This window comes from Streptomyces sp. NPDC002092 (assembly GCF_053593775.1).
On record NZ_JBSFDG010000018.1, the window covers coordinates 29,980 to 52,442 of the forward strand.

15 protein-coding genes and 1 pseudogene are annotated in these 22,463 nt (G+C 72.7%); 11 read left to right on the forward strand and 5 right to left on the reverse strand.

Going from position 1 to position 22,463, the window contains the following annotated elements; all coding sequences use genetic code 11:
• Positions 1-77: 77 nt before the first annotated feature.
• The 4 genes from ACWCRD_RS34705 to ACWCRD_RS34720 all read left to right on the forward strand — a co-directional run bounded on the left by ACWCRD_RS34705 (position 78) and on the right by ACWCRD_RS34720 (position 4,603).
• Positions 78-539, forward strand: a complete 462-nt coding sequence (locus ACWCRD_RS34705; protein ID WP_450969701.1) for a MarR family winged helix-turn-helix transcriptional regulator — start codon at positions 78-80, stop codon at positions 537-539.
• Positions 536-1,945: an MFS transporter gene (locus ACWCRD_RS34710; RefSeq protein ID WP_450969702.1), complete on the forward strand. Its 1,410-nt coding sequence runs from the start codon at positions 536-538 to the stop codon at positions 1,943-1,945. The genes ACWCRD_RS34705 and ACWCRD_RS34710 overlap by 4 nt, the downstream gene beginning before the upstream one ends.
• A gap of 3 nt (positions 1,946-1,948) precedes the next feature.
• Positions 1,949-2,533 (forward strand): hydrolase, encoded by a 585-nt coding sequence (locus ACWCRD_RS34715; RefSeq protein ID WP_450969703.1) that lies wholly within the window; start codon positions 1,949-1,951, stop codon positions 2,531-2,533.
• 120 nt (positions 2,534-2,653) lie between these two features.
• Positions 2,654-4,603, forward strand: coding sequence for a glycosyltransferase family 2 protein (locus tag ACWCRD_RS34720; RefSeq protein ID WP_450969704.1), 1,950 nt, complete (start codon positions 2,654-2,656; stop codon positions 4,601-4,603).
• A 213-nt stretch (positions 4,604-4,816) separates the two neighbouring features.
• Here the strand turns inward: ACWCRD_RS34720 and ACWCRD_RS34725 are convergent, their stop codons facing one another.
• From ACWCRD_RS34725 to ACWCRD_RS34735, 3 genes are all read right to left on the reverse strand, one after another.
• Complete coding sequence (locus tag ACWCRD_RS34725; RefSeq protein WP_450969705.1) at positions 4,817-5,620, reverse strand: class I SAM-dependent methyltransferase; 804 nt, start codon at positions 5,618-5,620, stop codon at positions 4,817-4,819.
• Positions 5,617-6,084, reverse strand: a complete 468-nt coding sequence (locus ACWCRD_RS34730; RefSeq protein WP_450969706.1) for a sugar nucleotide-binding protein — start codon at positions 6,082-6,084, stop codon at positions 5,617-5,619. The genes ACWCRD_RS34725 and ACWCRD_RS34730 overlap by 4 nt, the downstream gene beginning before the upstream one ends.
• Positions 6,085-6,763: 679 nt before the next feature.
• Entirely contained in the window at positions 6,764-9,211 is a 2,448-nt protein-coding gene (locus tag ACWCRD_RS34735; protein WP_450969707.1) for a SpoIIE family protein phosphatase, read from the reverse strand.
• Positions 9,212-9,407: 196 nt separating this feature from the next.
• Here ACWCRD_RS34735 and lanKC point away from each other — a divergent pair, with 196 nt between their 5' ends.
• The 4 genes and pseudogenes from lanKC to ACWCRD_RS34755 form a co-directional block, all read left to right on the forward strand.
• Positions 9,408-11,975, forward strand: a complete 2,568-nt coding sequence (gene lanKC / locus ACWCRD_RS34740) for a class III lanthionine synthetase LanKC (RefSeq protein WP_450969708.1) — start codon at positions 9,408-9,410, stop codon at positions 11,973-11,975.
• Between the two features lie 75 nt (positions 11,976-12,050).
• A complete protein-coding gene (locus ACWCRD_RS34745; RefSeq protein ID WP_232648652.1) occupies positions 12,051-12,170 on the forward strand; it encodes a SapB/AmfS family lanthipeptide in 120 nt (39 codons plus the stop codon).
• A 99-nt stretch (positions 12,171-12,269) separates the two neighbouring features.
• Positions 12,270-13,973, forward strand: coding sequence for an ABC transporter ATP-binding protein (locus ACWCRD_RS34750; RefSeq protein ID WP_450969709.1), 1,704 nt, complete (start codon positions 12,270-12,272; stop codon positions 13,971-13,973).
• Positions 13,974-14,733: 760 nt separating this feature from the next.
• Positions 14,734-16,155, forward strand: a pseudogene (locus tag ACWCRD_RS34755) (ATP-binding cassette domain-containing protein); the annotation flags it as partial.
• 231 nt (positions 16,156-16,386) lie between these two features.
• On the opposite strand, the gene ACWCRD_RS34760 reads toward ACWCRD_RS34755, so the two are convergent.
• Positions 16,387-16,995, reverse strand: a complete 609-nt coding sequence (locus ACWCRD_RS34760; RefSeq protein WP_450969710.1) for a LuxR C-terminal-related transcriptional regulator — start codon at positions 16,993-16,995, stop codon at positions 16,387-16,389.
• A gap of 334 nt (positions 16,996-17,329) precedes the next feature.
• Between ACWCRD_RS34760 and ACWCRD_RS34765 the strand changes: the two genes are divergently transcribed.
• Positions 17,330-19,474, forward strand: a complete 2,145-nt coding sequence (locus ACWCRD_RS34765) for a PP2C family protein-serine/threonine phosphatase (protein WP_450969711.1) — start codon at positions 17,330-17,332, stop codon at positions 19,472-19,474.
• Between the two features lie 157 nt (positions 19,475-19,631).
• Here the strand turns inward: ACWCRD_RS34765 and ACWCRD_RS34770 are convergent, their stop codons facing one another.
• Positions 19,632-21,077 (reverse strand): S1 family peptidase, encoded by a 1,446-nt coding sequence (locus tag ACWCRD_RS34770; protein ID WP_450969712.1) that lies wholly within the window; start codon positions 21,075-21,077, stop codon positions 19,632-19,634.
• 189 nt (positions 21,078-21,266) lie between these two features.
• On the opposite strand from ACWCRD_RS34770, the gene ACWCRD_RS34775 reads away from it, so the two are divergent.
• Both ACWCRD_RS34775 and ACWCRD_RS34780 read left to right on the forward strand, forming a co-directional pair.
• Positions 21,267-21,680, forward strand: a complete 414-nt coding sequence (locus ACWCRD_RS34775; RefSeq protein ID WP_365838826.1) for a PaaI family thioesterase — start codon at positions 21,267-21,269, stop codon at positions 21,678-21,680.
• A 483-nt stretch (positions 21,681-22,163) separates the two neighbouring features.
• A complete protein-coding gene (locus ACWCRD_RS34780; RefSeq protein WP_123969611.1) occupies positions 22,164-22,379 on the forward strand; it encodes a type A2 lantipeptide in 216 nt (71 codons plus the stop codon).
• Positions 22,380-22,463 lie beyond the last annotated feature (84 nt).

Sequence of the window (22,463 nt, forward strand, 5' to 3'; positions counted from 1 at the left end):
TCACGACAAGTTGATCTACAGGGAAAACTGTTCAGCCTGGACTGGACAGTTTCACCTTACGGTTTTACGGTCGGGGTATGGATACACAGGCCACCGGCCCCACCGAGGGAATCGGCGAGTCCGCCTCCCGTGCGGCGCGCGATCTGCGGGTGGTGGTCAGTCGGCTGCGGCGGCGCATCAGGGAGGTCGCGGAGGACGACGAGCTCACGCCGCCCCAGGTCTCCGCGCTCACCCTGGTGGCGAAGCACGGGGCTGCCACGGCCAGTGCGCTGGCCACGGCGGAGGGTGTGCGGCCGCAGTCGATGGCGACCACGCTCGCCGCGCTGGACCGGCAGGGGCTGATCCGGCGCAGTCCCGACCCCGACGACGGCCGCCGCCAGCTCGTCACCCTGACCGACGCGGGCCGTCTGCGGGTCGAGGGTGACCGGCAGGCGCGTGAGGAATGGCTGGCCCGGGCGCTGCAGGACCGCTACACCGAGGCCGAACGGCGTACGGTCCTCCAGGGGCTGGCGCTGCTGGAACGGCTCACGCAGCCGTGATACGTCGGCTCTCCGGCATCGGGGGCGGCGCGCGGACCGCCCGCCCCTCCCCCACCGGGTTCGACCGGCGGCTGATCGCGCCGATGCTGGTCGGTTCGGTACTCAACCCGGTCAACTCCTCGATGATCGCGGTGGCCTTGGTGCCGATCGGGGTCGCCTTCGGTGCGCCACCGGCCCGGACGGTGTGGCTGGTGTCCGCCCTGTACCTGGCCACCGCGGTGGGGCAGCCGGTCGTCGGGCGGCTCGTGGACATGTACGGGCCGCGTCGCCTGTATCTGACCGGTACGGGTCTGGTGGGGATCGCCGGGCTCCTCGGCGCGCTCGCCCCCTCGCTCGGCGCGCTGATCGGCGCGCGCGTGCTGCTCGGCTTCGGGACGTCTGCGGCGTATCCGGCGGCCATGCAGCTGACCCGCAGCGAGGCCGAGCGCACGGGCCGGGACAGCCCGGCGGGGGTGCTGACCGCGCTCGCCATGGCCAACCAGGTCGTGGCCGTGATCGGTCCCGCCCTCGGTGGTCTGCTGATCGGCCTCGGTGGCTGGCGGGCCGTCTTCACCGTCAACGTGCCGCTGTCGGTGGCCTGTCTGGTCCTGGGAGCGCGCCGTCTGCCGAGGGCGTCCGGGCGGCCGACGGGCCGGGGAAAGGGTGTCGACCTGCCGGGCATGGCGCTGTTCGCGGTCATGCTGGTCTCCCTGATGGTCTTCCTGACGGGCCTGAGGCTCGATCGGTGGTACCTGCCGGTCCTGGCCGCGGTGGCCGCGGCGGGTTTCGCGGTGCGGGAGCTGCGGGTGCCGAACCCGTTCGTCGACCTGCGCGTCCTCGGCGGCAACGTCCCGCTGATCGTCACGTATGTGCGGCAGTTGCTCGGCTACACGACCTCGTACGCCTTCATGTACGGCTTCACCCAGTGGCTGGAGCAGGGGCGCGGTCTGCCCGCCGCGACGGCGGGACTGGTGCTGCTGTCGCTGTCCGCCACCGGGCTCGCCGTCTCCGCCGTCACCGGACGCCGGGAGGCCGTACGGAGCAAGCTCGTCGTCGGGAGCCTTCTGCAGATGGCCGGCTGCGCCGCGCTGCTGCTGGTCGGTGCCGGAACCCCGATGTGGGCGCTGATCCTCGTCGGAGCAGTGATGGGCGTGCCGCAGGGCCTCCTCGGTCTCGCCATCCAGAACGCCCTGTACCGCCAGGCCGAGCCGGCCCGCACCGCCTCGGCCGCCGGACTGCTGCGCACCTTCGGCTACCTCGGCGCGCTCGCCGCGTCCGCCGCCGCCGCGGCCTTCTTCCCCCACCGCGCCGACACCTCCGGGATGCACGACCTGGCCGTGTTCATGCTCGCCGGGTCGGCGCTGCTCCTGGCGTCCGCCCTCCCCGACCGTTCACTCGACAGCCTCGTACCGCAACGAAAGGCCTGATCCATGACCGTCACCGCCCTCGACCCGCGCACCGCCCTCGTCGTGATCGACCTCCAGGCCGGCATCGTCGCCGCGCCCGTGCAGCCGCACAGCGGCGCCGACGTCGTCACCCGTACGGTGGAACTCGCCGACGCCTTCCGCGCCCGCGGTCTGCCCGTCGTGCTGGTCCGGGTCTCCTTCGCCGCCGACGGGGCGGACACGGTCCCAGGCCGCACCGAGGTCTCCCGCCCGGGCGGTGCCTTCCCGGAGGGCTGGGACATCGTGGTCCCCGAACTGGCCGGTCGCCCCGGCGACATCACCGTCACCAAGCGCAACTGGGGTGCCTTCCACGGCACTGGTCTCGATGTCCAGCTGCGCCGCCGCGGTGTCACGCAGATCGTGCTGACGGGCATCGCCACCAGCATCGGCGTGGAGTCCACCGCCCGCGCCGCGCACGAGCACGGCTACCACGTCACACTCGCCACCGACGCCATGAGCGACCTGGACCCGGAGGCCCACCGGGGCAGCGTCGAGCGGATCTTCCCGCGGCTGGGCGAGACGGGCACCACCGCCGAGATCCTGGAACTGCTGGCCAAGACGCACGACTGACCGGCCCGCGGAAACGATCTCGGGGCAGGCGCGGAGTGGGGCCGAGTGCCCGGCGGAGATAGCATCTGGCCACCCGTACCCACACTTTCGGCGAGCGACCCGAGGGGGCTCGGAAGCCCGATGCCGGTCAAGGTCAGCGTCATCGTCCCCGTCTACAACCCGGGGCCCTACATCGAGGACTGCATCACCTCGTTGCTGAAGCAGTCACTGCCACCCGACGAGTACGAAGTGATCTTCGTCGACGACGGTTCCACCGACCGGACCCCGGCCCGGCTCGATGCGCTCGCCGCACAGGAGCCCCGGGTCCGGGTGATCCACCAGGAGAACTCCGGCTGGTCGGGCAAGCCCCGCAACGTCGGCATCGACGCCTCCCAGGGCGAGTACGTGATGTTCGTCGACAACGACGACCGCCTCGGCGACGAGGCCCTGGAGCGGATGTACGGCTACGGTGTGGCCAACGGCGCCGACGTCGTCGTCGGCAAGATGGCCGGCCAGGGCCGCGGGGTGCCGGTGGAGCTGTTCCGCCGCAACCGGCCGCGGGCCAGTGTGCGGGACGCCCCGCTCATCGACAGCCTCACCCCGCACAAGATGTTCCGCCGGGCCTTTTTGGACGAGATCGGCCTGCGCTTCCCCGAGGGCAGACGGCGCCTGGAGGACCACGTCTTCGTGACGGAGGCGTATCTGCGCGCGGCCAACGTGTCCGTGATCGGCGACTACGTCTGCTACTACCACATCCGGCGCGACGACTCCTCCAACGCGGGCTTCCAGCAGTTCGACCCGGTCGGGTACTTCAAGAACCTGCGGGAGGCGCTGGACGTCGTCGACCAGTACACCGAGCCCGGCGCGGTGCGCGACAGCCTCCACCGCCGCTGGCTGCGCGTGGAGATGGTGGAGCGGCTGCGCGGCAACCGTCTCCTCACCCAGCCGGACGACTACCGGCGCAAGCAGTTCGAGGAGATCCGCCGGGTCGTCGTCGAACGCTTCGGCCCCGGTGTCGCCGTCGGACTGCAGCCGACGCAGCAGGTCGTGGCCGCATTCGTCGCCGCCGACCGGTACGACGACGTGGTGGCCTTCGCCGAGTGGGAGACCGGGCTCGGCCTCTCGGCCCGGCCCGGGACCGTCGAGTGGCAGGACGGCAGGCTGCGCTTCGATGTCGCCGCCGAGCTCACGGCGGGCGGTACGCCGCTGACGTTCCCCGGCGGTGGGGTCCGCACCCCGCTGGACGGACCGCCGAAGGACCTCGACGAGGCGATCGCGTGGGTGGGCGCCGACACCGTCGCCCGGTTCGGCCAGGCCACCGTGGACCTGCTGGTGCGCGAACGCTCCAGCGCCGCCCAGTACTTCCAGCCCATCGAGGTCACCCGGGAGATCGTGCCGGTCGAGGACAGCGGGCAGGTTCGGCTGGTGCTGCGTGCCACGGCCACCGTCGACCCGGCCGGCGCGGTGGACGGCGCGCCGCTGCGCGCCGGGGTGTGGGACATGTACGCCCGCGTCAGGCTGGGCGGCTGGAGCAAGACGTCCCGCGTGGGCCCGGGCCCGCGCAAGGCCCGTGCCGCCACGTCCGCGGCGGTCGTGGGCGGGCGGGTGGTCCTGCCGTACTGGACCGACCAGCACGGCAATCTCTCCCTGGACGTCGACCGGGCCAACCAGCGACTCGGCCTCGGCCGGCTCGCTCCGGACGCCGTGAGTGTCTCCGGGGGCCGACTGCGCGCACCCCTGCCGCTGCACGTCCCTGCCGAGACGGCCGTACTGCTGCGGCTGACCTCGCCCGACAGGTCGGTGGACGTACCCGGCACGCTGTCCCCGGCCGGGGGCGGGGCCCTGCTGGAGGCCGCCCCGACCGTTGCCGGCCTCAGCGGCCCGACCTGGCGGACCGCCCTGTGCGCGGCCCCCGACGCAGCCGAGCCGCGCTTCCTCCCGCTGCCGCTCGCCCTGCACGCGGACGCGAACTCGATCAAGGTGGTACGGACTCCCAGGCCCTCGGCGGTACGGCGGCTGGCCCGCAGGGCACGGCGCGCGCTGGCCGCGGTCCTCAGACGGCGTGCGGCATCCCGGGCGGCCAAGGCGTGAAAAGGGGCGCTCCCTGGGCACAGCGGGCGCGTGAGCACGGTGTGCACCCCCTGCCGCCGGATCTGGGCGTCGCCTGGCCCGAGGGCATCCCTCCGGTGCTGTCCCCGAAGGGCGTGCAGGCGCCGTCGTCGGCAGGGCCCCGGCGGACCGGGCTCCTGCCGTCGTACGACGCCTGCACCTCCCGTTACGAGGAGTTGCGCGGCAGCCGGCAGTTCAGCGGCCGGCCGTCAGGCCCTCCAGGGCCGAGCGCAGCGGCTGCCAGCCGCGGGAGCGGCTGAGGCCGCGGTTGCGGGCACGGACCAGGGGGCGCCAGAAGTCGGCCCCCAGCAGGGTCTCGGGCGTGACCGCCTTCACCCGCTCGAGGACCGTCTCGGGCACCTTCTGGGGGTCGGGCACCTGGAACTCGGCGATGATCTCGTCGTACTTGTCCTTCAGCACCGTGTTCTGGTGGTCGGCGCCGAAGACGATCAGCTGGCCGGTGGGCTGGGTGTCGACGAGGACGGTCACGAGATCGGGCCGGTAGCGGTTCAGGATCTCGATGAGCTTGTAGACGTCGCCGGTCCAGGCGTCGGTGTGCCGGTCGCGGGCGGCCTCGTCGATGCTGCGCGGCAGCATGTCGTCGAAGACGATCACGCTCGACCAGTCCGAGTGCTTCTCGATGTTGATGAAGTCCCGCAGCGCGTACTCGAACAGGTGCATGCCGTCGATGAACGCGAGGTCGAGCGTGGTGCGCCGCCAGTAACCGATCGGGCTGCGGCCCCGGCGCAGGTTGCGCACGGGGTGGCGGCCGCCCTTGAGGTGGCCGAGGGGGTTGTCGCGGGCGAAGAAGTCGTCGCTGGTGGCCTTCACCAGGTGGACGTCGCACCGGATCTCCGTGACCACCTTGAACGCGGGGTCGACCGCGATGCTGGGGACGCGGGACAGCGTGAGACTGCGGCCGTCGTTGACTCCGATCTCCAGGTAGTTGCGGTTCGCGGTGGCCTTGTGCAGACCCCGCAGGAATTCATGGCGTTTCACGAAGGGGACTCCTTGCGGATAAGGGGGAATGCTTCATGCAGGGCGGATCGCCGGTCGCGTAGCGCCGGCAGACCCAGCTCCTGCCGACGACCGTGGGCGAGGGCGCCGTACGCGGGGCGGGGAGCAAGCCGCGGGAAGGCCCCGCTGCTCACTCGCCGCACCGGGCCGGGGTCCGCGCCGAGGCGGGCGCAGACCTCTCGGGCCGACTCGTACCAGGAGGCCTTGCCACAGCCGGCGGCATGGAGGACACCGCTCGCACCCCGGCCCGGGTGCGGGCCGAGGTCGGCGCGACGTACGGCGACGTCCGCGCTCCACGTGGGCTGCCCGCGCTGGTCGTCGACGACGTCGAGGGTGTCGTGGCGGGACTCCAGGTCGATCATCGTGCGGACGAAACTACGCCCGTGAACGCCGTCGAGCCAAGCGGTTCGCGCGATTGCGCTCGATGTGGGAAGCTCCTCGGCCACCGGCGAGCACGGTGCGGCCGTACGCGCTGCTCAGGACGGTGGCATGATCTTCGGGATACGGGGTAGGCACGTCGCCCGCCGAAGACGTCCTTCGGTGCAGAGATGGATCAGGCGGGCCCCGCGCAGGCACAGGCGGGATTGGGGGCCGGGCCCATCGGCGTTGATCCGGGTCGGCCAACACCCGCCGGGCGGCGTCCTGTTGGGGATGTCGAGGCCCAGCGCCTGGTGAATCAGGGGCGTGTGGGCCCCGCTTGTCGGCCACGGGGGACGAGCTGTTGGCCGAAGTGCGACTACTACGCGCTGGTGCGGGTGGGCGCGCCGGTGGTCAGTCCTCGCCCCGCACGATGTTGCCCTCCGGGCCAAGGTGGTCCGTTCGGCAGGTGCCCTGCTCGAGAACCGCCGGAACGCAGGTACGCAGAACGCCCTTGCCCCGCAGCCGCCGGGCCCTCGCCCAACCGGTCTCCGGTCGACGGATCGCTGGCTTGTCTGTGGTGTGCGGCGTCACGGCGGTTCATCTTCCTTCTGCTTCAGTGGCTGTTGACCGGGTCCCCTTCGGCGGCCCGGTCAAACGCCGTATCCGCCCCGTGGAACACGCCGCGGGCAGGCCCCACTTCGGCGTCCTGTCGACACTCAGGGGACGCCCTGGCCAAACACTTGCTCCGCCTGATCACCGCCAACGTCACGAACTGAGCAGGAGCTCCGCCCACACCTGTTTGCCGCCGCTGGCCGGCACGGTCCCCCACGTCTCGGACATCGCTTCCACAAGGAGGATGCCGCGGCCGCCGGTGGCCTCCCAGCCGATGCTGGTCGGTTTCACCGGGGTGCGCGGCGAGGCGTCGGCGACCGAGACGCGCAGCCGGTTGTCGAGCAGGGTGAGGTCGAGGCGGACCTGGCCGTCGGTGTGCACCAGGGCGTTGGTGACGAGTTCGGAGACGACCAGGAGTACGGCATCCATGTCGTCGCGCGTCACCCCCCAGGCCCGGAGGGTGCGGCGGGTGAAGCGACGGGTGTGACCGACCGCCTCGGGCACGCGCCAGACCGTCCAGCTGTCGCGCAGCGGACGCAGCGCCATGCCGTCGTAGCGCAGCAGGAGCAGCGCGACGTCGTCGCTGCGCCGGGCGTTGCCGAGCAGGGCGTCGGCGACCAGGCCGAGGTGACCGGGGTCGGAACCGGACAGTTCCCGGGCGAGCCGCTCCATACCGTCGTCGATGTCTGCCTCCGCGGACTCGACCAGGCCGTCCGTGGTGAGCGCGAGGACCGTGCCGGGCTGCAGCCGCAGCGCGCTCATCGGGAAGTCGGCCTGGGCGACCACGCCGAGCGGCGGCCCCCCGTCGGACTCGGGCACCTCGGTGCTGCCGTCCGGGTGGCGCAGCACCGGCGGCAGATGACCTGCGCGCACGTACCAGGCGGAGCCCTCCTCCATGTCCACGTCGACGTAGCAGCAGGTGGCGAAGAGGTCGGTCTCCATGTCCGTCAGGAGCCGGTTGGCGTGGGAGACGACCACGTCCGGCGGGTGGCCCTCGACGGCGTAGGCGCGCAGCGCGGTGCGCATCTGGCCCATGAGGGTGGCGGCGCTCGCGTTGTGGCCCTGGACGTCACCGATGACGAGGGCGACGTGGTTGTCGGGCAGCGGGATCACGTCGTACCAGTCGCCGCCGACCTCCAGGCCCGCCGTGGTGGGCAGATAGCGGGCGACGGCGACCGCGCCGGGCAGCTTGGGCAGGCGGCGCGGCAGCAGCTGCCGCTGAAGCATGCCGACCAGTTCGTGCTCGGCGTCGAACGCGTGGGCACGCATCAGAGCCTGGCCCGCGAGGCCCGCGGACGCGGTGAGCAGGGCGCGCTCGTCGGGGCCGAAGTCGTGCGGGCTGTCCCAGCCGATGAGACAGGCGCCGGCCATGCGGTTGCCGGCGGGCAGCGGCAGCACGGCGAGTCCGCCGGGGCCGACCTCGGCGAGGGCCGGCTCCAGGGGGGTGCCGGCGGGCCAGATGCGGGCACGGCCCTCGCGCAGGGCAGCGGCCAGGGTGGGCATGGCGCGCACGGGCGCGTCGGGCCACTCGGTGCGCCACTCCAGGCGCCACAGCTCCGGCCAGGATTCCGGATCGGGCGGATCGAGGACCGTGACGACGAGCCGGTCGCCCTCCAGCTCGGCGAGCGCGATCCGGTCGGCCTGCAGCGGCTTGCGCAGGGCGGACACCACGGCCTGACTGACGTCGCGGACGGTGCCGGCGGTGGCGAGCATGGCGGCGAGGCGCTGGACGCGGGCCACGTCGGTGACCTCGGAGCGCAGCTTGGAGGCGTCGGCGACCGTGCCGACGAGCATGGCGGGCCGGCCCTCGCCCCCGGACAGCAGACGCCCGCGCAGCCGCAGCCACTTGGGCGGGCCTGAGGGCTGCAGGACCCGGAACTCCAGCTCACGGTCGCCGATCGACATGTGGTCCGCCTCGACCACGGACATCAGTGCGGGCAGGTCCTCCGGCACCGTCAGGCCCAGCAGGGTCTCGACCCTGCCGTCGAACTCGGCGCGGGTGACGGCGAACAGCTCCAGGATGTCGTCGCCGACCTCGACCCGGCCGCTGTCCATGGCGAGGCTGAACGCGTTGGCCGGCAGCTCAGCGCCCTCGGCGGCGCGGGCGGGGGCGGGACAGCCGACGGCGTCGGCGATCAGCTCCAGGCACTTGCGGTCCTCGGTGTCGAAGCCGTCCGGCCGCTCGCTGACGGCCAGCAGACAGCCGCCGTCCCCGTTCCCGCGCGCGGGAAGCACCGCCAGGTGGAAGTCCCGCGGCGGCGTCCGCCGCGCCTCGGCGTCCCCCGCGAGTTCCTCGGGCCCCAGCCACACCGGGCTCCCCGAGCGGTGGCTGTCGGCGACCGGGGAGCCGCCGGAGCGCGGGTAGCTGTCGCGCAGCCCGAACAGCGTCCGCGGTACGCCCGCCGACTCCACCAGGCACAGCAGGTCGCCGCCCTCCTCCGGGGTGTACACACCGGCGAACGCCGCCCCGGCGAAGACCAGCGCCTGCTCCAGGACCCGGCGCACCCGCTCGGGTGAGGCCGGACCGGACGCGAGCGCTTTCAGGGCACCTTCGGCGCGCACAGTTCTCGTTCTGCGTGCCTCGGCGCCCTCACTGACCACGTCCGCAATTACAGCGCGTATGAGACGCCTGCGCAGCCCCTGTGAGCATTCCGTGGAGGCCGTCGGGCCTGCCCACTCGAAACGCGCCGAACATGTCTTAACGCATGCGTATCGCACGGTGATCTCGTGACAGGCGTGACTGTCCCGGGCCCTCGGACGGCTGGAAGTGTCGGTGCCGGGCCACGGAGGGGAATCCATGGACAAGCGGTACGAGGTGTACGCACTCGCGGACAGACACTTCTACGAGACGCCGGACCGGATTGCCGGCGCCGGACAGCAGCCGGCGCCGCTCTTCGAGACCGCCCGTCGTCAGGTGCCGGAGGGCTGGGACGCGGCGCGGATCGGCGACTGGCTGACGCTGACGCCGCTCGGCGCGGACGGCAGCGCGCTGCCGGGCCCGGCGCAGGGCTGGAAGATCCACGCATCGGCCACCCGGGCGAACGCGGAGCGGATCGCGGCGATCGTGTGGGACTACTGCGTGCCGCGCCGGATCCCGTTCAAGTTCGTGCCGGGACCGCATCTGCTGCATCTGCGCAACACCAAGTACGCGGCCCGCGACACCAGCGGCAAGTTCGTCACCGTCTACCCGGCCGACGAGGAGCAGCTCCACCAGGTGCTGCGCGAACTGGGCCAGTTGCTGGAGGGCTTCGAGGGGCCGTACATCCTCACCGATCTGCGCTGGCACGACGGGCCGCTCTACGTCCGCTACGGCGCTTTCGCGCGCACCTTCGTCGTCGACGAGCGGGGCTCGCTCGTGCCGGCGGTGCGGGACGGCGCCGGGGCACTGGTTCCGGACCGGCGGGCGCCGTCCTTCCAGGTGCCTGAGTGGGTGACGCTGCCGGCGTTCCTGGAGCCGCATCTGGCGGCCCGCAACACCACGACGGTGGGCGAGTTGCCGTATCGCATCGAGAAGGCGCTGCACTTCTCCAACGGCGGCGGGGTGTACGCGGGCACCGACACCCGTGACGGGCGCAAGGTGGTCCTCAAGGAGGGGCGGCCGCACGCGGGCCTGGCCTCCGACGGCGCGGACGCGATCACCCGGCTGGAGCGCGAGAAGCAGGCGCTGGAGCAGGTGGCGGGCACCGGAGTGGTGCCCGAGGTACGGGACTGGTTCACGTTGGGCGACCACCGGTTCCTGGTCATGGACTTCCTGGAGGGGCGCCCGCTCAACTCCTTCTTCGCCGAACGGCATCCGCTGCTCACCCCGGACCCGGATCCGGAGGCCGTCGCGCGGTACACGGCGTGGGCGGTGCGCATCCACGGGGCGGTGCAGCGTGCGGTGGAGGCGGTGCATGCGCGCGGGATCGTCTTCAACGACCTGCACGTCTTCAACATCATGGTGGCGCCGGACGAGGAGTCGGTGTTCCTGCTCGACTTCGAGGCGGCGGCGCCGGTGACGGAAAACGGCCGTCAGGTCGTCGCGCACCCCGGCTTCTTCGCCCCGCCCGACCGGAGGGGCACGGATGTCGACCGTTATGCGCTGGCGTGCTTACGGCTCGCGCTGTTCCTGCCCGTGACCACTCTCTTTGTGGTCGACCGGGGCAAGGCGGCGCACCTGGCCGAGGTGATCGCGGAGCAGTTCCCGGACGTGCCGCGGGAGTTCCTGGACGAGGCGGTCGCGGAGATCACGCGCGGCGCCGGTGTGGGCGCACCGGCGCTGGTGCGGCCCGGCGACTGGCCGCACAGCCGTGACTCGATGGTCAAGGCGATCCTCGCCTCGGCCACCCCGGAGCGCGAGGACCGGCTCTTCCCGGGCGACATCGCCCAGTTCTCCGACGGCGGCGGACTCGGGCTCGCGCACGGTGCGGCCGGAGTGCTGTACGCGCTGGCCGAGACCGGAGCCGAACGGTACGAGGAGGGCGAACGCTGGCTCCTCAACCGTACGGCCCCGCCACCGCCCGGCACACCGCTCGGCCTCTACGACGGGCTTGCGGGCGTCGCGCACGTCCTGGACCGGCTCGGCCACCGGCAGCGGGCGCTCGACCTGGTCGAGGGCATCCTCGCCGAGAAGTGGCAGAACCTCTCCTCCACCCTGCACGGCGGCCTGGCCGGCCTCGGCCTGGTCCTCGGCCAACTGGCAAGCACCACGGGTGAGTCGGAGCTGCGCGAGCGGGCCGCCGAAGCGGCGGAGATCGTCGTGGGACGCCTTGCCGAGCCGCTGCCCGACACGCCCCGGCGGCGGGCCGGGCTGTTGCGGGGTGCAAGCGGGCCGGCGCTGTTCCTGCTGCGGCAGTACGAGTGGACCGGCGACGCCGGGCTGCTGGACGCGGCCTCAGTGGCGCTGCGCCGGGATCTGGAGTGCTGCGTGGTGCAGAAGAGCGGCGGTGGTCTGGAGGTCGACGAGGGCTGGCGGACCCTGCCCTACCTCGGTGACGGCAGCGCGGGCCTCGGCATGGTGCTGGACGACTATCTCGCGCACGCCGCCGACGCGGAGTTCGACAAGGCGCGCTCCGGCATCCTCACCGCCGCCACCTCCCGCTTCTACGCACAGCCCGGCCTGTTCCAGGGCCGCGCCGGGATGATCCTGCACCTCGGCCGCACCACGGAGCCGAGCGCGACGGACCGCCACCTGGCCGAGCAGATCGCCGCCCTCGGCTGGTACGCGATGGCGTACGAGGGCCAACTGGCCTTCCCCGGGCACCAGATGATGCGGCTGTCCATGGACCTCGCCACCGGAACGGCAGGGTGCCTGCTCGCGCTCGCGGCAGCCACCGGTGGCAGCGCCCACCTGCCGTTCCTCCCGCCGCTGCGGCGGCCCCTATGACGCGGCTCCGCGACCTGACGGAGTCGTGACCCAACCCCGTCCCCACGGGTGAACACACAGATGGAAGGACACGAAATGGCACTGCTCGACCTGCAGACGATGGAATCCGACGAGCACACCGGCGGTGGCGGCGGCGCCAGCACCGCGAGCCTGCTCTCCTGCATCAGCGCGGCGAGCGTTCTGCTCTGTCTCTGACGGCACCGTGATCCACGGCTCCGGGCGGTCCGCTCCCGCGAGGGAGGGGCCGCCCGGGGTCCTGCGCTCCCCCGACCCCGGATGCGAGGCCGCAGCCGTATGACGACTCGTGCCGACGCCGCACCTCCCGCCGCGTTGCTGAACTCCGCCACCCGGCACAGCGGCGCACGCTGCATCGCCCTCTGCCTGATGAGCACGGCGTCCACCGGTGCCGGACTCCTGCTGCCGGCCGCGCTCGGCCGCACTCTCGACCTCCTCCTCGCCCACTCCCCGGCGACCCGCTGGGTGCTGTACTGCGCGGGGATCGTGCTGCTGCTGGCCCTGCTCGACGCCGGCGAGACCGTGCTGAGCGGCACCGTCGACGCCCGGACGACGGCCTGGCTGCGGCGACGGCTGACGGGACATGTGCTGGCCGTCGGCCCGCGTGCCGCCGCCCGCTTCGGACCCGGCGACCTGGTCGCCCGCCTCGTCGGCAACGCGGCCCAGGCGGGGACCGCTCCGGCCGCCCGCGCCGCACTGCTCGCCGCGCTGGCCGGCCCCGTCGGGGGCATGGTGGCGCTCGGCCTGATCGACCCGTGGCTGGCGGCCGTGTTCCTGGCCGGAGGGCCACTCCTGACGCTCCTGCTGCGCGCCTTCTCCCGTGACACGACCCGCTGCGTGGCGGACTACCAGCAGGTGCAGGGGCGGATCGCGGGCGCGCTGGCGGAGGCGGTGGCCGGCCACCGCACCATCGAGGCGGCGGGTACGGCGGACAAGGAGGCGGCGCGAATCCTACGACCCCTGCCCGAACTGTCACGCGCGGGCCACCGCATGTGGCGGGTGCAGGGGCGGGCCGCGGCGCAGGCGAGCGCCGTGGCGCCGCTGCTGCAGCTGGGCGTCGTCGCCGTGGCCGGACTGCTCCTCACCCGGCACCGGCTGTCGGTCGGCGAGGCGCTCGCGGCCTCCCGGTACGCGGTCCTGGCGACCGGCGTCGGCGTGCTGGTCGGCCAGTTCGCGAGCCTGGCCCGGGCCAAGGCGGCCGCCGGGCGCCTCAACGAGGTACTGACCGAACCGACCATGACATACGGCCACCGCCAACTGCCGCCCGGTTCCGGCCGCTTGGAGCTGCGTGGCGTGACGGCGCGGCGCGGCGACCGTACCGTTCTCGACGGCGTCGACCTCGTCGTCCCCGGCGGCACGACACTCGCCCTGGTCGGCCGTTCCGGCACGGGCAAGTCGCTGCTCGCCGCACTCGCCGGCCGGCTGGCCGAGCCGGACGCGGGAGAGATCCTGCTCGACGGCGTCCCCCTGCGCGAGCTGACCCACAAAGACCTTCGCGGCTCGGTCGGTTACGCCTTCGAACGCCCCGCCCTCCTGGGCACCACCATCGAGGACGCGCTCACGCTCGGCCTGCAGCCCCCCTCGCCCGCCCGCATCCGCGAGGCGACTCGCCTGGCACGTGCCGACGACTTCGTACACCGCCTGCCGAAGGGCTACGCCACCGCGTGCGCCGACGCACCCCGTTCCGGCGGGGAGTCCCAACGCCTCGGCCTGGCCCGGGCCTTCGCCCACGACGGCCGCCTGCTCATCCTCGACGACGCCCTCTCCAGCCTCGACACGGTGACGGAGGCACAGATCGCCGAGTCCCTGACCCGGGGCGCCGCCGGCACCCGACTCCTCATCGCCCACCGAGCGGCCACGGCGGCCCGTGCGGATGCGGTGGCGTGGCTGGACGGAGGGCGGGTGCGGGCGGTGGGCACACATGCGGAGTTGTGGCGGACGGCCGGTTATCGGGCGGTGTTCGGAGACGGGGGGCAAGCGTGAACGGCGGGGGCCGCTGGCGTGGTCGGGGGTTTCGGCGGGGCGACGCGCGAGTGGAGGGGCTTCCGCGGAACGCCGACTGCGCGGCAGGGCTCGGTGAGGAGGGGTGTCCCAGGCAGGGCGGGATCAAACGACACGGCCCCCGGCACATTCGGCGGAGCGACGCGCGAGCGGAGCAGCCCCGGCGGACCGCCGGCTGCTCGGCAGGGCTCGGTGACGAGGTGTGTCTCTGGCAGGAGGGGGGCGGGTGGTGCGGTCCTCGTTCGCTGTCGGGCGGCGGCCTGGCGGCGAGGGCGTGCATCGGGCGGTGGCAGGGCGTCCGGTTCCGGATGGTGGGCGGAGACGGGGCGCCCGCATGAACGGCCGGGGCGGCGCCGAGCACGGCGGGGGGATCCTTGTGCGGGGGCTTCGTTTCCTGCGGGACCGGTGGCGGGTCGTGGTGCGGCTCGGCGGGTGGTCCGTGCTGGAGACGGGACAGACCTTTGTCACCGGGTACGCCCCGGCGCGGGCACTCGACGCGGGGTTCCTGGCCGGGCGGGCCGAGGTCGGGCTGGCCTGGCTCGGGGTGGCCGGGCTCGGTGTCGTGGTGGGGGCGTACGGGACCGGACGGGTCTACACGGCCGTCGCCGCCCTGGTCGAACCCCTGCGGGACCGGCTCGTCGAGGGGGTCGTCGGGCGCGGGGTGCGGGAGGCCGACGGCGGGGCACTGTCGGGGCTGACGCAGCAGGTGGAGATCGCGCGGGACACCTTCGCCGGGCTCGTGATGGTGTCGCGCTCGTTCGTGTTCACCGCGGTGGGGGCGTTCGTCGGCCTGTTCTCGCTCGCTCCGCTGCTCCTGCTGGTGGTGGGGCCGCCGCTGGTGGCCGGAGTGGCCCTCTTCGCGGCGTCGCTGCGGCCGTTGGCCCGCCGGCAGGAGGCGTTCCTCGTCGCCGACGAGGCCCTGGCCGACCGCCTGGGTGCCGTCTGCCCGGGGCTGCGGGACATCACGGCCACCGGCGCCGAGGAGCGGATCGCCGCCGACACGGGGGAACTCGTCGACGCCGAACTGCGGGCCGCCCGCTCCCTCGCCCGCTGGGGCGTCCTGCGCATCGCGTCGCTCGCCGTCGGCGGCCAGCTCCCGATCGTGCTGCTGCTCGCCGCCGCCCCCTGGCTCCTGTCCCGGGGTGTCACGACGGGCGCCCTGGTCGGCGCCCTCGCCTACATCACCCAGTCCCTCCTCCCGGCCCTCGGCGACCTCGTCCACGGCCTGGGCACGAGCGGCTCCCGCCTGACGGTGGTGCTGCGGCGTCTGGCTCCGCCCCACAGGGCCGGCACCGACCGTCCGCCCCAGGTGCGAACCGCAAAAGACAGCCCCGACGGCCACCCCGTACGGGCTCTGACCCGGCCGACACCCACCGACCAACCCACCGGCGGCCCGGCTCCCCACACGGTTGCCGTGCCCGACCGGCAAAGCGAACCGCCGATCCCAGCCCCGGCCGACAGGCAAGCCCCTGACCCCCACCGAACGACTCCCGCTCACGCGTCCCCCGGCGCAGCACCCGACAGCCAAGACGGGCCACCCACCCCTGCCCCGCACCCATCGCCTCCCGACGACACAGCCGCCACCGCGGCCACCCCCGGCGACCACCCGCACCGCCCCCCGGCCGTACCGGTCCGCCGGAGCAAACTCCCCGCACCGGCCCCGCGACGCCCGGCGCCCACCAACGCCCCCGCCCTCTCCCTCGCCTCCGTCACCTTCGCCTACGGCCCCGCCGCCACCCCCGTCATCGAAGACCTGGACCTCGTCCTTCCTGCCGGCTCCCACCTGGCCGTCGTCGGCCCGAGCGGGATCGGGAAGTCCACGCTCACCGCTCTCGTCGCGGGAGTGTTGGAGCCGCGTCGCGGGACGATCCGGGTGGGTGGGGAGCCGGTGCCGTCGGCGGCTGCCGCTCGACGGCGGGTGCTCATTCCGCAGGAGGCGTACGTGTTCACCGGGACCGTCGCCGACAATCTCGCCCACTTCCGGGAGGGCCCCGTGCCCGAGGCGGAGCTGCTCGCGGCGGCCGACGCCGTCGGGCTCGGTCCGCTGGTCGACGCGCTCGGCGGGCCCGGTGCCCGGATCGACCCCGCGGCGCTCTCCGCAGGCGAACGGCAGCTGATCGCACTGGCCCGCGCCTATCTCTCGGACGCCCCGCTCGCCCTGCTCGACGAGGCGACCTGTCATCTGGATCCGCAGGCGGAGGAGCGCGCCGAGCGTGCGTTCGCGCAGCGGCCGGGCGGCACCCTGGTCGTGGTCGCCCACCGCATCAGCTCGGCGCGGCGGGCGGATCGTGTGCTGGTCATGGACGGGCGGGGCACCGCGTGCGGAACCCACCACGAGCTGCTGGAGACCTCGCCGCTGTACCGGGAGCTCGTCGGCAGCTGGACGCCCGTGCCGTCACAGCCAGCCCTCCCCCTGAGAGATACGGATCGCGTCGATCCGGTTGCGGGCCCCCGTCTTGCGGGTGATGGCCGCCATGTAGTTGCGCACCGTCCCGTGGGACAGGTGGAGGCTCCCGGCGATCTCCGCGACGGACGCACCCTCGGCGGCCAGGGATAACACACTCAGCTCCCGCCGGGTGAGCGGCATCTCGGCGGCCTTGAGGAACCCGAAGCCCAAGGAGTCGCTGATGAAACGTTCCCCCTGAGCGACCCGCCGGATCCCGTGCACGAGGTGTTCCGGGGACGCCTCCTTGTCGACGTAGCCGAGCGCCCCCGCCTCGATCGCCCGTTTCAGCAGGCCAGGCCTGTTCGCACTGGCAAGCACGAGAAGTCTCGGCGGAGCCCCGTTCGGGCCCCGCGAGCGTAACTCGCCGAGCGGCGGGATGCCGTACGCGTCCGCGCACTCCAGGTCCGCCGCACAGACTTCGGGCCGCAGGGATCTCACCCGGCCGGGTGCGCTGCGCCACGGCGTGTCCTCCACTCCAAGGTCGGGTTCCCGGCGCAGCCAGTCCGCCAGCACCGATCGGACCAGACACTCGTCATGTACCAGAAGTACCCGGATCACTGCCCGCCCCTCAGCATTCCGTCATTCCGCCTGCGGTCGCATTGGTGTTGAACGCGTGCCCATTGTTGGCGTCCGCGACCGTTCATGGGCGCGAAGAACCGGCCAACAGGGTGCGCGGGGGCGCACGCGCGGCGCCCGCACGCCGTGCCGCGCATCAACTGAGGGGGCATGCACCGGCGGCAAGGGGGTACGCGGGGCTTCTTCACCGGGCCGCGGGCCGTCGTGTGCCCGTACTCGAGCCGGGCGGCGCCGTCCCGGCCACCGCTCGCCGTGCGCGACCGGCCGCCAGGGGGCAGATTGATCCCTGGGACCCGTCGCCCGGCCGTGCGAGGAGGTGGTCGGCGTGTCCGACGGGCAGACGTCCGCACAGGCGCCGGCGACCACGAGGACGCGGGTGGGCCGGCCGCTGCTTTCCCTGGCGCTGGCGTCGATGATGGACGAGGTCAACGCCCACTCCGGCGCGGTGTATCTGCTGTCGCCCGCCGAACCCGTGCTGGAGATGGCCGTGATGGCGGGCCTGCCCCGGGCCTTCGCCGCGCCCTGGGAGCGGGTGGGGCTGAGCGCGCCGATCCCGGTCGCGGACGCGGTGCGCGAGCGGCGGCTGGTGTGGGTGGGCGGCGAGGAGGAGATGGCGGCCCGCTATCCGCGCATCGCCGTGGTGCTGCCCTATCCCTTCGCGCTGGCCGCGGTGCCGGTGGCGACCGGTTCGACGGCGTACGGCGCGGTCTTCGTGACCTGGCCCGGCTCTCATCCGCCCGACCTGTCCGACCGGGAGCGGGACCATCTGACCGCGGCCTGCGACCGGCTCGCGAAGCGGCTGGAGCGTGCCCTGGAGGAGAGCCGGCAACTGCTGCCGGAGCCCGATCTGCTCGGTGGACCGCCGGTGGGCGGCCTGTCCGGCACCCTCGGCACGGTGGAGGCGGCGCGGATGGTGGCACGGCTGCCGTACGGGCTGTGCTCGCTGGATCTGCACGGCCGGGTCGCCTTCGCCAACGCGGCGGCGGCCGAACTGATCGGTCTCCCGGTCAGCAGACTGCTGGGCACGCAGCTGTGGGCGTCGGTGCCCTGGCTCAACGACCCCGTGTACGAGGACCGCTACCGGGCCGCGCTGATGAGCCAGCAGACCACCTCGTTCGTGGCGCTGCGCCCGCCCGGGGACTGGATGTCCTTCCGGATGTATCCCAGTACGACCGGGCTCAGTGTCCGTGTCACCCGGGCGCGGGCGGTGGCGGAGATGAACCGGGCGGGGCCGCAGCCCGGGGACGCCCCTTCCCGGCTGGTCACCATCTCCCAGGTGCTGACGCTGGCCGGTGCGCTGACCGAGGCGGTGGGGGTGCAGGACGTGGTGCAGCTGGTCGCGGACGAGATCGCGCCGGCCGTGGGCAGCCAGGCGCTGGTGGTCCTCGGTTCCCGGGCGGGGCGGCTGCATGTGCTGGGGCACCGCGGATATCCGGACGCGCAGCTCGTGGAGCGGTTCGACGGGCTGCCGCTGGCCGAGCCCACGCCGGGCACGCACGCGCTGAACACCGGGGTGCCGGCGTTCTTCGACTCCCGGGAGGAGCTGGAGCGCCTGTATCCCTCGCGGCACGCCACCCCGGACGGCTTCGCGGCCTGGGCCTATCTGCCGTTGATCGCCTCGGGGCGCCCGGTGGGCACCTGTGTGCTCGCCTACGCGGAACCGCATCCGTTCCCTGCGGACGAGCGGGCGGTGCTGACGAGCCTCGGCGGCCTGATCGCGCAGGCCCTGGAGCGGGCCCTGCTCTACGACGCCAAGCACCAGCTGGCCCACGGCCTGCAGGCGGCCCTGCTGCCGCACTCGCTGCCACCGCTGGCCGGCATCGACTCGGCCTCGCGCTATCTGCCCGCCACGCACGGCATGGAGATCGGCGGCGACTTCTACGACCTGGTGCCGACGCGGGGCGGGGCGGCGGCGGTGATCGGGGACGTGCAGGGCCACAACGTGACCGCGGCCGGGCTGATGGGGCAGATCCGCACCGCTGTGCGCGCCTACACGACCGTGGGGCAGGCCCCCGAGGAGGTCATGGGCAGCACCAACCGGCTGCTGATCGATCTCGGCGCGGATCTGTTCGCCAGCTGTCTGTATCTACGGCTCGATCCCGCGCGCGGGCGGGCCGTGATGGCCCGGGCGGGTCACCCGCCGCCGCTGCTGCGCCGCCCCGACGGCCGGGTGCGGGTGCTCGACCTCGCCGGTGGACCGCTGCTCGGCATCGACGGCTCCGCCGGCTACCCGACGACGGAGGTCGACCTCGCCCCCGGCTCCGTACTCGCCCTCTATACGGACGGGTTGATCGAATCGCCCGGTGTCGACATCGAGGACGCCCTTGCAGGCCTCGGTGAACGGCTCACCGAGGCGGGCGAGTTGCCCCTGGACGAGCTCGCCGACCATCTCGTACGGCACAGCACGGCCGCACGCGAACGGCTCGACGACGTGGCGCTGTTGCTGCTGCGGGCCCGTTGACGACGTCCGAACGGGCGCGGACACGACGCGGTCCGGCCCTCCCGCCGGAGGGCCGGACCGTCCACCGTCGACCGGAACCGCACCGGAGGCCGATCAGTGGGTCTCCATCAGGGGGTCCGCGCTCGATGAGTGCGCTCGGTCAGCGAGCGGGACTCGATCACTGGGTCCCGGTGAGGGACGACGAACCGTTGCCGACGCCGCTCTGGTCGCCCGCACCGGTGCCGGACTGGTCACCTGCACCGGCACCGGACTGATCGCCGACACCGTTCCCGGACTGGTCACCCACACCGGCCCCGGCCCCGTCACTTGCCGTCGCGGACGGATCGGCAGTGCCCACCTGGTCGCCGCCGCCGACCGCGTCGCCGCCGCCCGCCTGGTCGCCGGCCGAGGCCGAGGCGGACGGGTCGGCGGTGCCGGCCTGGTCACCCGCGCCCGCACCGGCACCCGCGCCTGCGCCACCGTCGCCCAGCGTCGCGCCCGTGGCCTGCAGGGCCGCGGTCACCGGCTGGAAGAACGTCTCGCCGCCGGCGGTGCAGTCGCCGCTGCCGCCGGAGGTCAGACCGACCGCGCTGCCGTCCTGCGTGAACAGGGAGCCGCCGCTGTCGCCGGCCTCGGCGCAGACGTTGGTCTGGATGAGGCCGTTGACGGTGTCGGTGCCGCCCGGGACGGTCTCGCTCGCGAAGTTCACCGTGGCGTCGAGCCCGGTGACCTGGCCGTTGTGCAGACCGGTCGTGCTGCCCATCCGGAAGACCGTCTCGCCCACGGTGGCGTCCGCGGCCTTGGTGATCTGGACGGTCTGGCCGTTGCCCGCGTTGACCTCGCTGGGCGCCTGGGTGGCGGCGTCGTCGTACTTGACCAGGGAGAAGTCGTTGCCCGGGAACTTGGCCTGATCGACGGTGGCGATCGGCTGGCCGTTCTGGGAGTCGGACCACTGCTTGGCCGCGACCCCGCAGTGACCGGCGGTCAGGAAGGCAGGACTGCCGTCGCTGGCCTTGACGTTGAAGCCGAGAGAGCAGCGGACGCCGCCCTGGGCGGTCTGGGCGAAGATGGCGTCACCGCCCGACACCTTCGTCTTGAAGGTGCCGGAGGACTTCTTCACGGTGGCCATGTCGGCGCCGAGGCTCTTGACCGTCGACGTCAGTCTGTCCCACTTGGCGCCGGTGACCGTGGAGTCCGCCGTGACAGCCAGCTTGTTGGTCTTCGGGTCCATCGCCCAGGCAGTGCCCGGGATGGTCGCCTTGGCCTTCAGGGTCCGTGCGCCCGCCTTCAGCGCGGCGAGGCTGTTCTTGACCTCGCGGACCTTCGCGCCCGCCTTCTCCGCCTGGACGACCACGTTGTTCTTGTCGCCGGATATGACGTTGACGGTCAGCTGCTGCGTGCCCGAGTCGTAGTACGAACCGGCGAAGGCGTCACCGAGCAGGTTCTGGAGCTGCGAGGCGAGATTCGAGGCGTCCGTCGCCTTCAGGGTCTTGGGAGCGGCAGTGGTCGACGCCCCGTCCTGCGACGCGTTGGCGTGCGGCAGCAGGATGGCGGCTGCGCCGAGCGCCGCGACGCTGCCTGCCGCGATCGCGGCCTTGCGCTTCGGAATTCGCTTGTGACTCAAACTTCTCGACCTCCTGGGGGACCGGAGTCTGTGCCGCCGTACGGCAGCTGTTCTGTTCGGGCGCCTGGATGGCTGTTGGTACGCACGGGTCGCACGGTGCGTTCAATTCCGTTTGCCAACTCGCTTTGCGCAACGCCGAATCGGCCAAGACCCGCGTCCGACGAACCGACGCGGGGAACAATCGCCCATATGACGATGACCACCGCCGAAGCCGACAAGATCCTCTCCGCCAACTTCGCCCCTTGGGTCCTGGAGCTGGGCCTGACGGTCGAGGCCCTCGCCGACGACCGGGCCACGCTGCGACTTCCCTGGTCGGACCGGCTGGCCCGGGAGGGTGGCGGGCTGTCGGGGCAGGCGCTGATGGCCGCCGCCGACACGGCCACCGTGATCGCCGTGTCGGCCGCCCGCGGGGCCTACGGACCGATGACGACGGTCCAGCAGTCGACGTCGTTCCAGCGCGCGGTGACCGGTTCGGATGTCCTGATCGAAGCGGTGCTCACCAAACTGGGCCGCCGTATGGCATTCGCGGACATCACGATGACCGCCGAGGCTTCCGGTGAACTGGCGGCACGTGCGAGCACGGTCTACGCACTTCTGGGCTGAGCATTTCTCGGCGCGATTGAGGGCCGACACGGTCCGCAGTCGATCGACGACGTTCCGTTCAGAAATGCGATCTGAATCACAACTTCAGGGAATCTGCACATCCAATTCCCATCCGGGTCACCGGGTGCAGGGGATCTGCACACGGCGGCGGCCTTCGTCACGCCATTGGGACGGGAGTGTCGGATTCGTCGCGGAGCGGGCAAGGCCGCGGATGAACCGATGCCGTGACGCATGTGAAGAACTCGCCATCGAGCCGTGCGCAAGCCTGCACGGATGGATGCCACTGGGGCTCAAGTTGCCTGGTGAGGCCATGGGTTGATTGGAAGCCCGCGCCTGCAGCGTGCTTTGATCCATCGCACCGCAGGGGCCGCGAAGGGTCACCGGAAACGGAAGCCCGGCGCCTGCGGTCGCGGCCGTCGCTCTGTCCCCCAGAGGGGGGCCGCTCCCCCCTTGTGAAATATCCATACGAAGGGAAGTTCCATCATGAACTCCACCCCCCGTGTTGAGACCGTTGAGATCTCGGACGCCGAGCTCGACGCTGTTTCCGGCGGCCTGTCGATCAACGCTGTCAACTCCGTCACCGGTGCGCTGGACGGCATTGCTCCCGTTTCCGGCACGGTCGACACGGTCGTCGGCACCGTCGAGGGTGTGACCGGCCTGAACACGGCTCCGGTCACCAACCTGGTCGCCGGTCTCTGATCGCGCCTTTTGTGATCGTCGAGTCCCGGAGTCGTATCGCGACTCCGGGGCCTTCGGTTGCCGTAAGAGCCTCACACAGGTTCT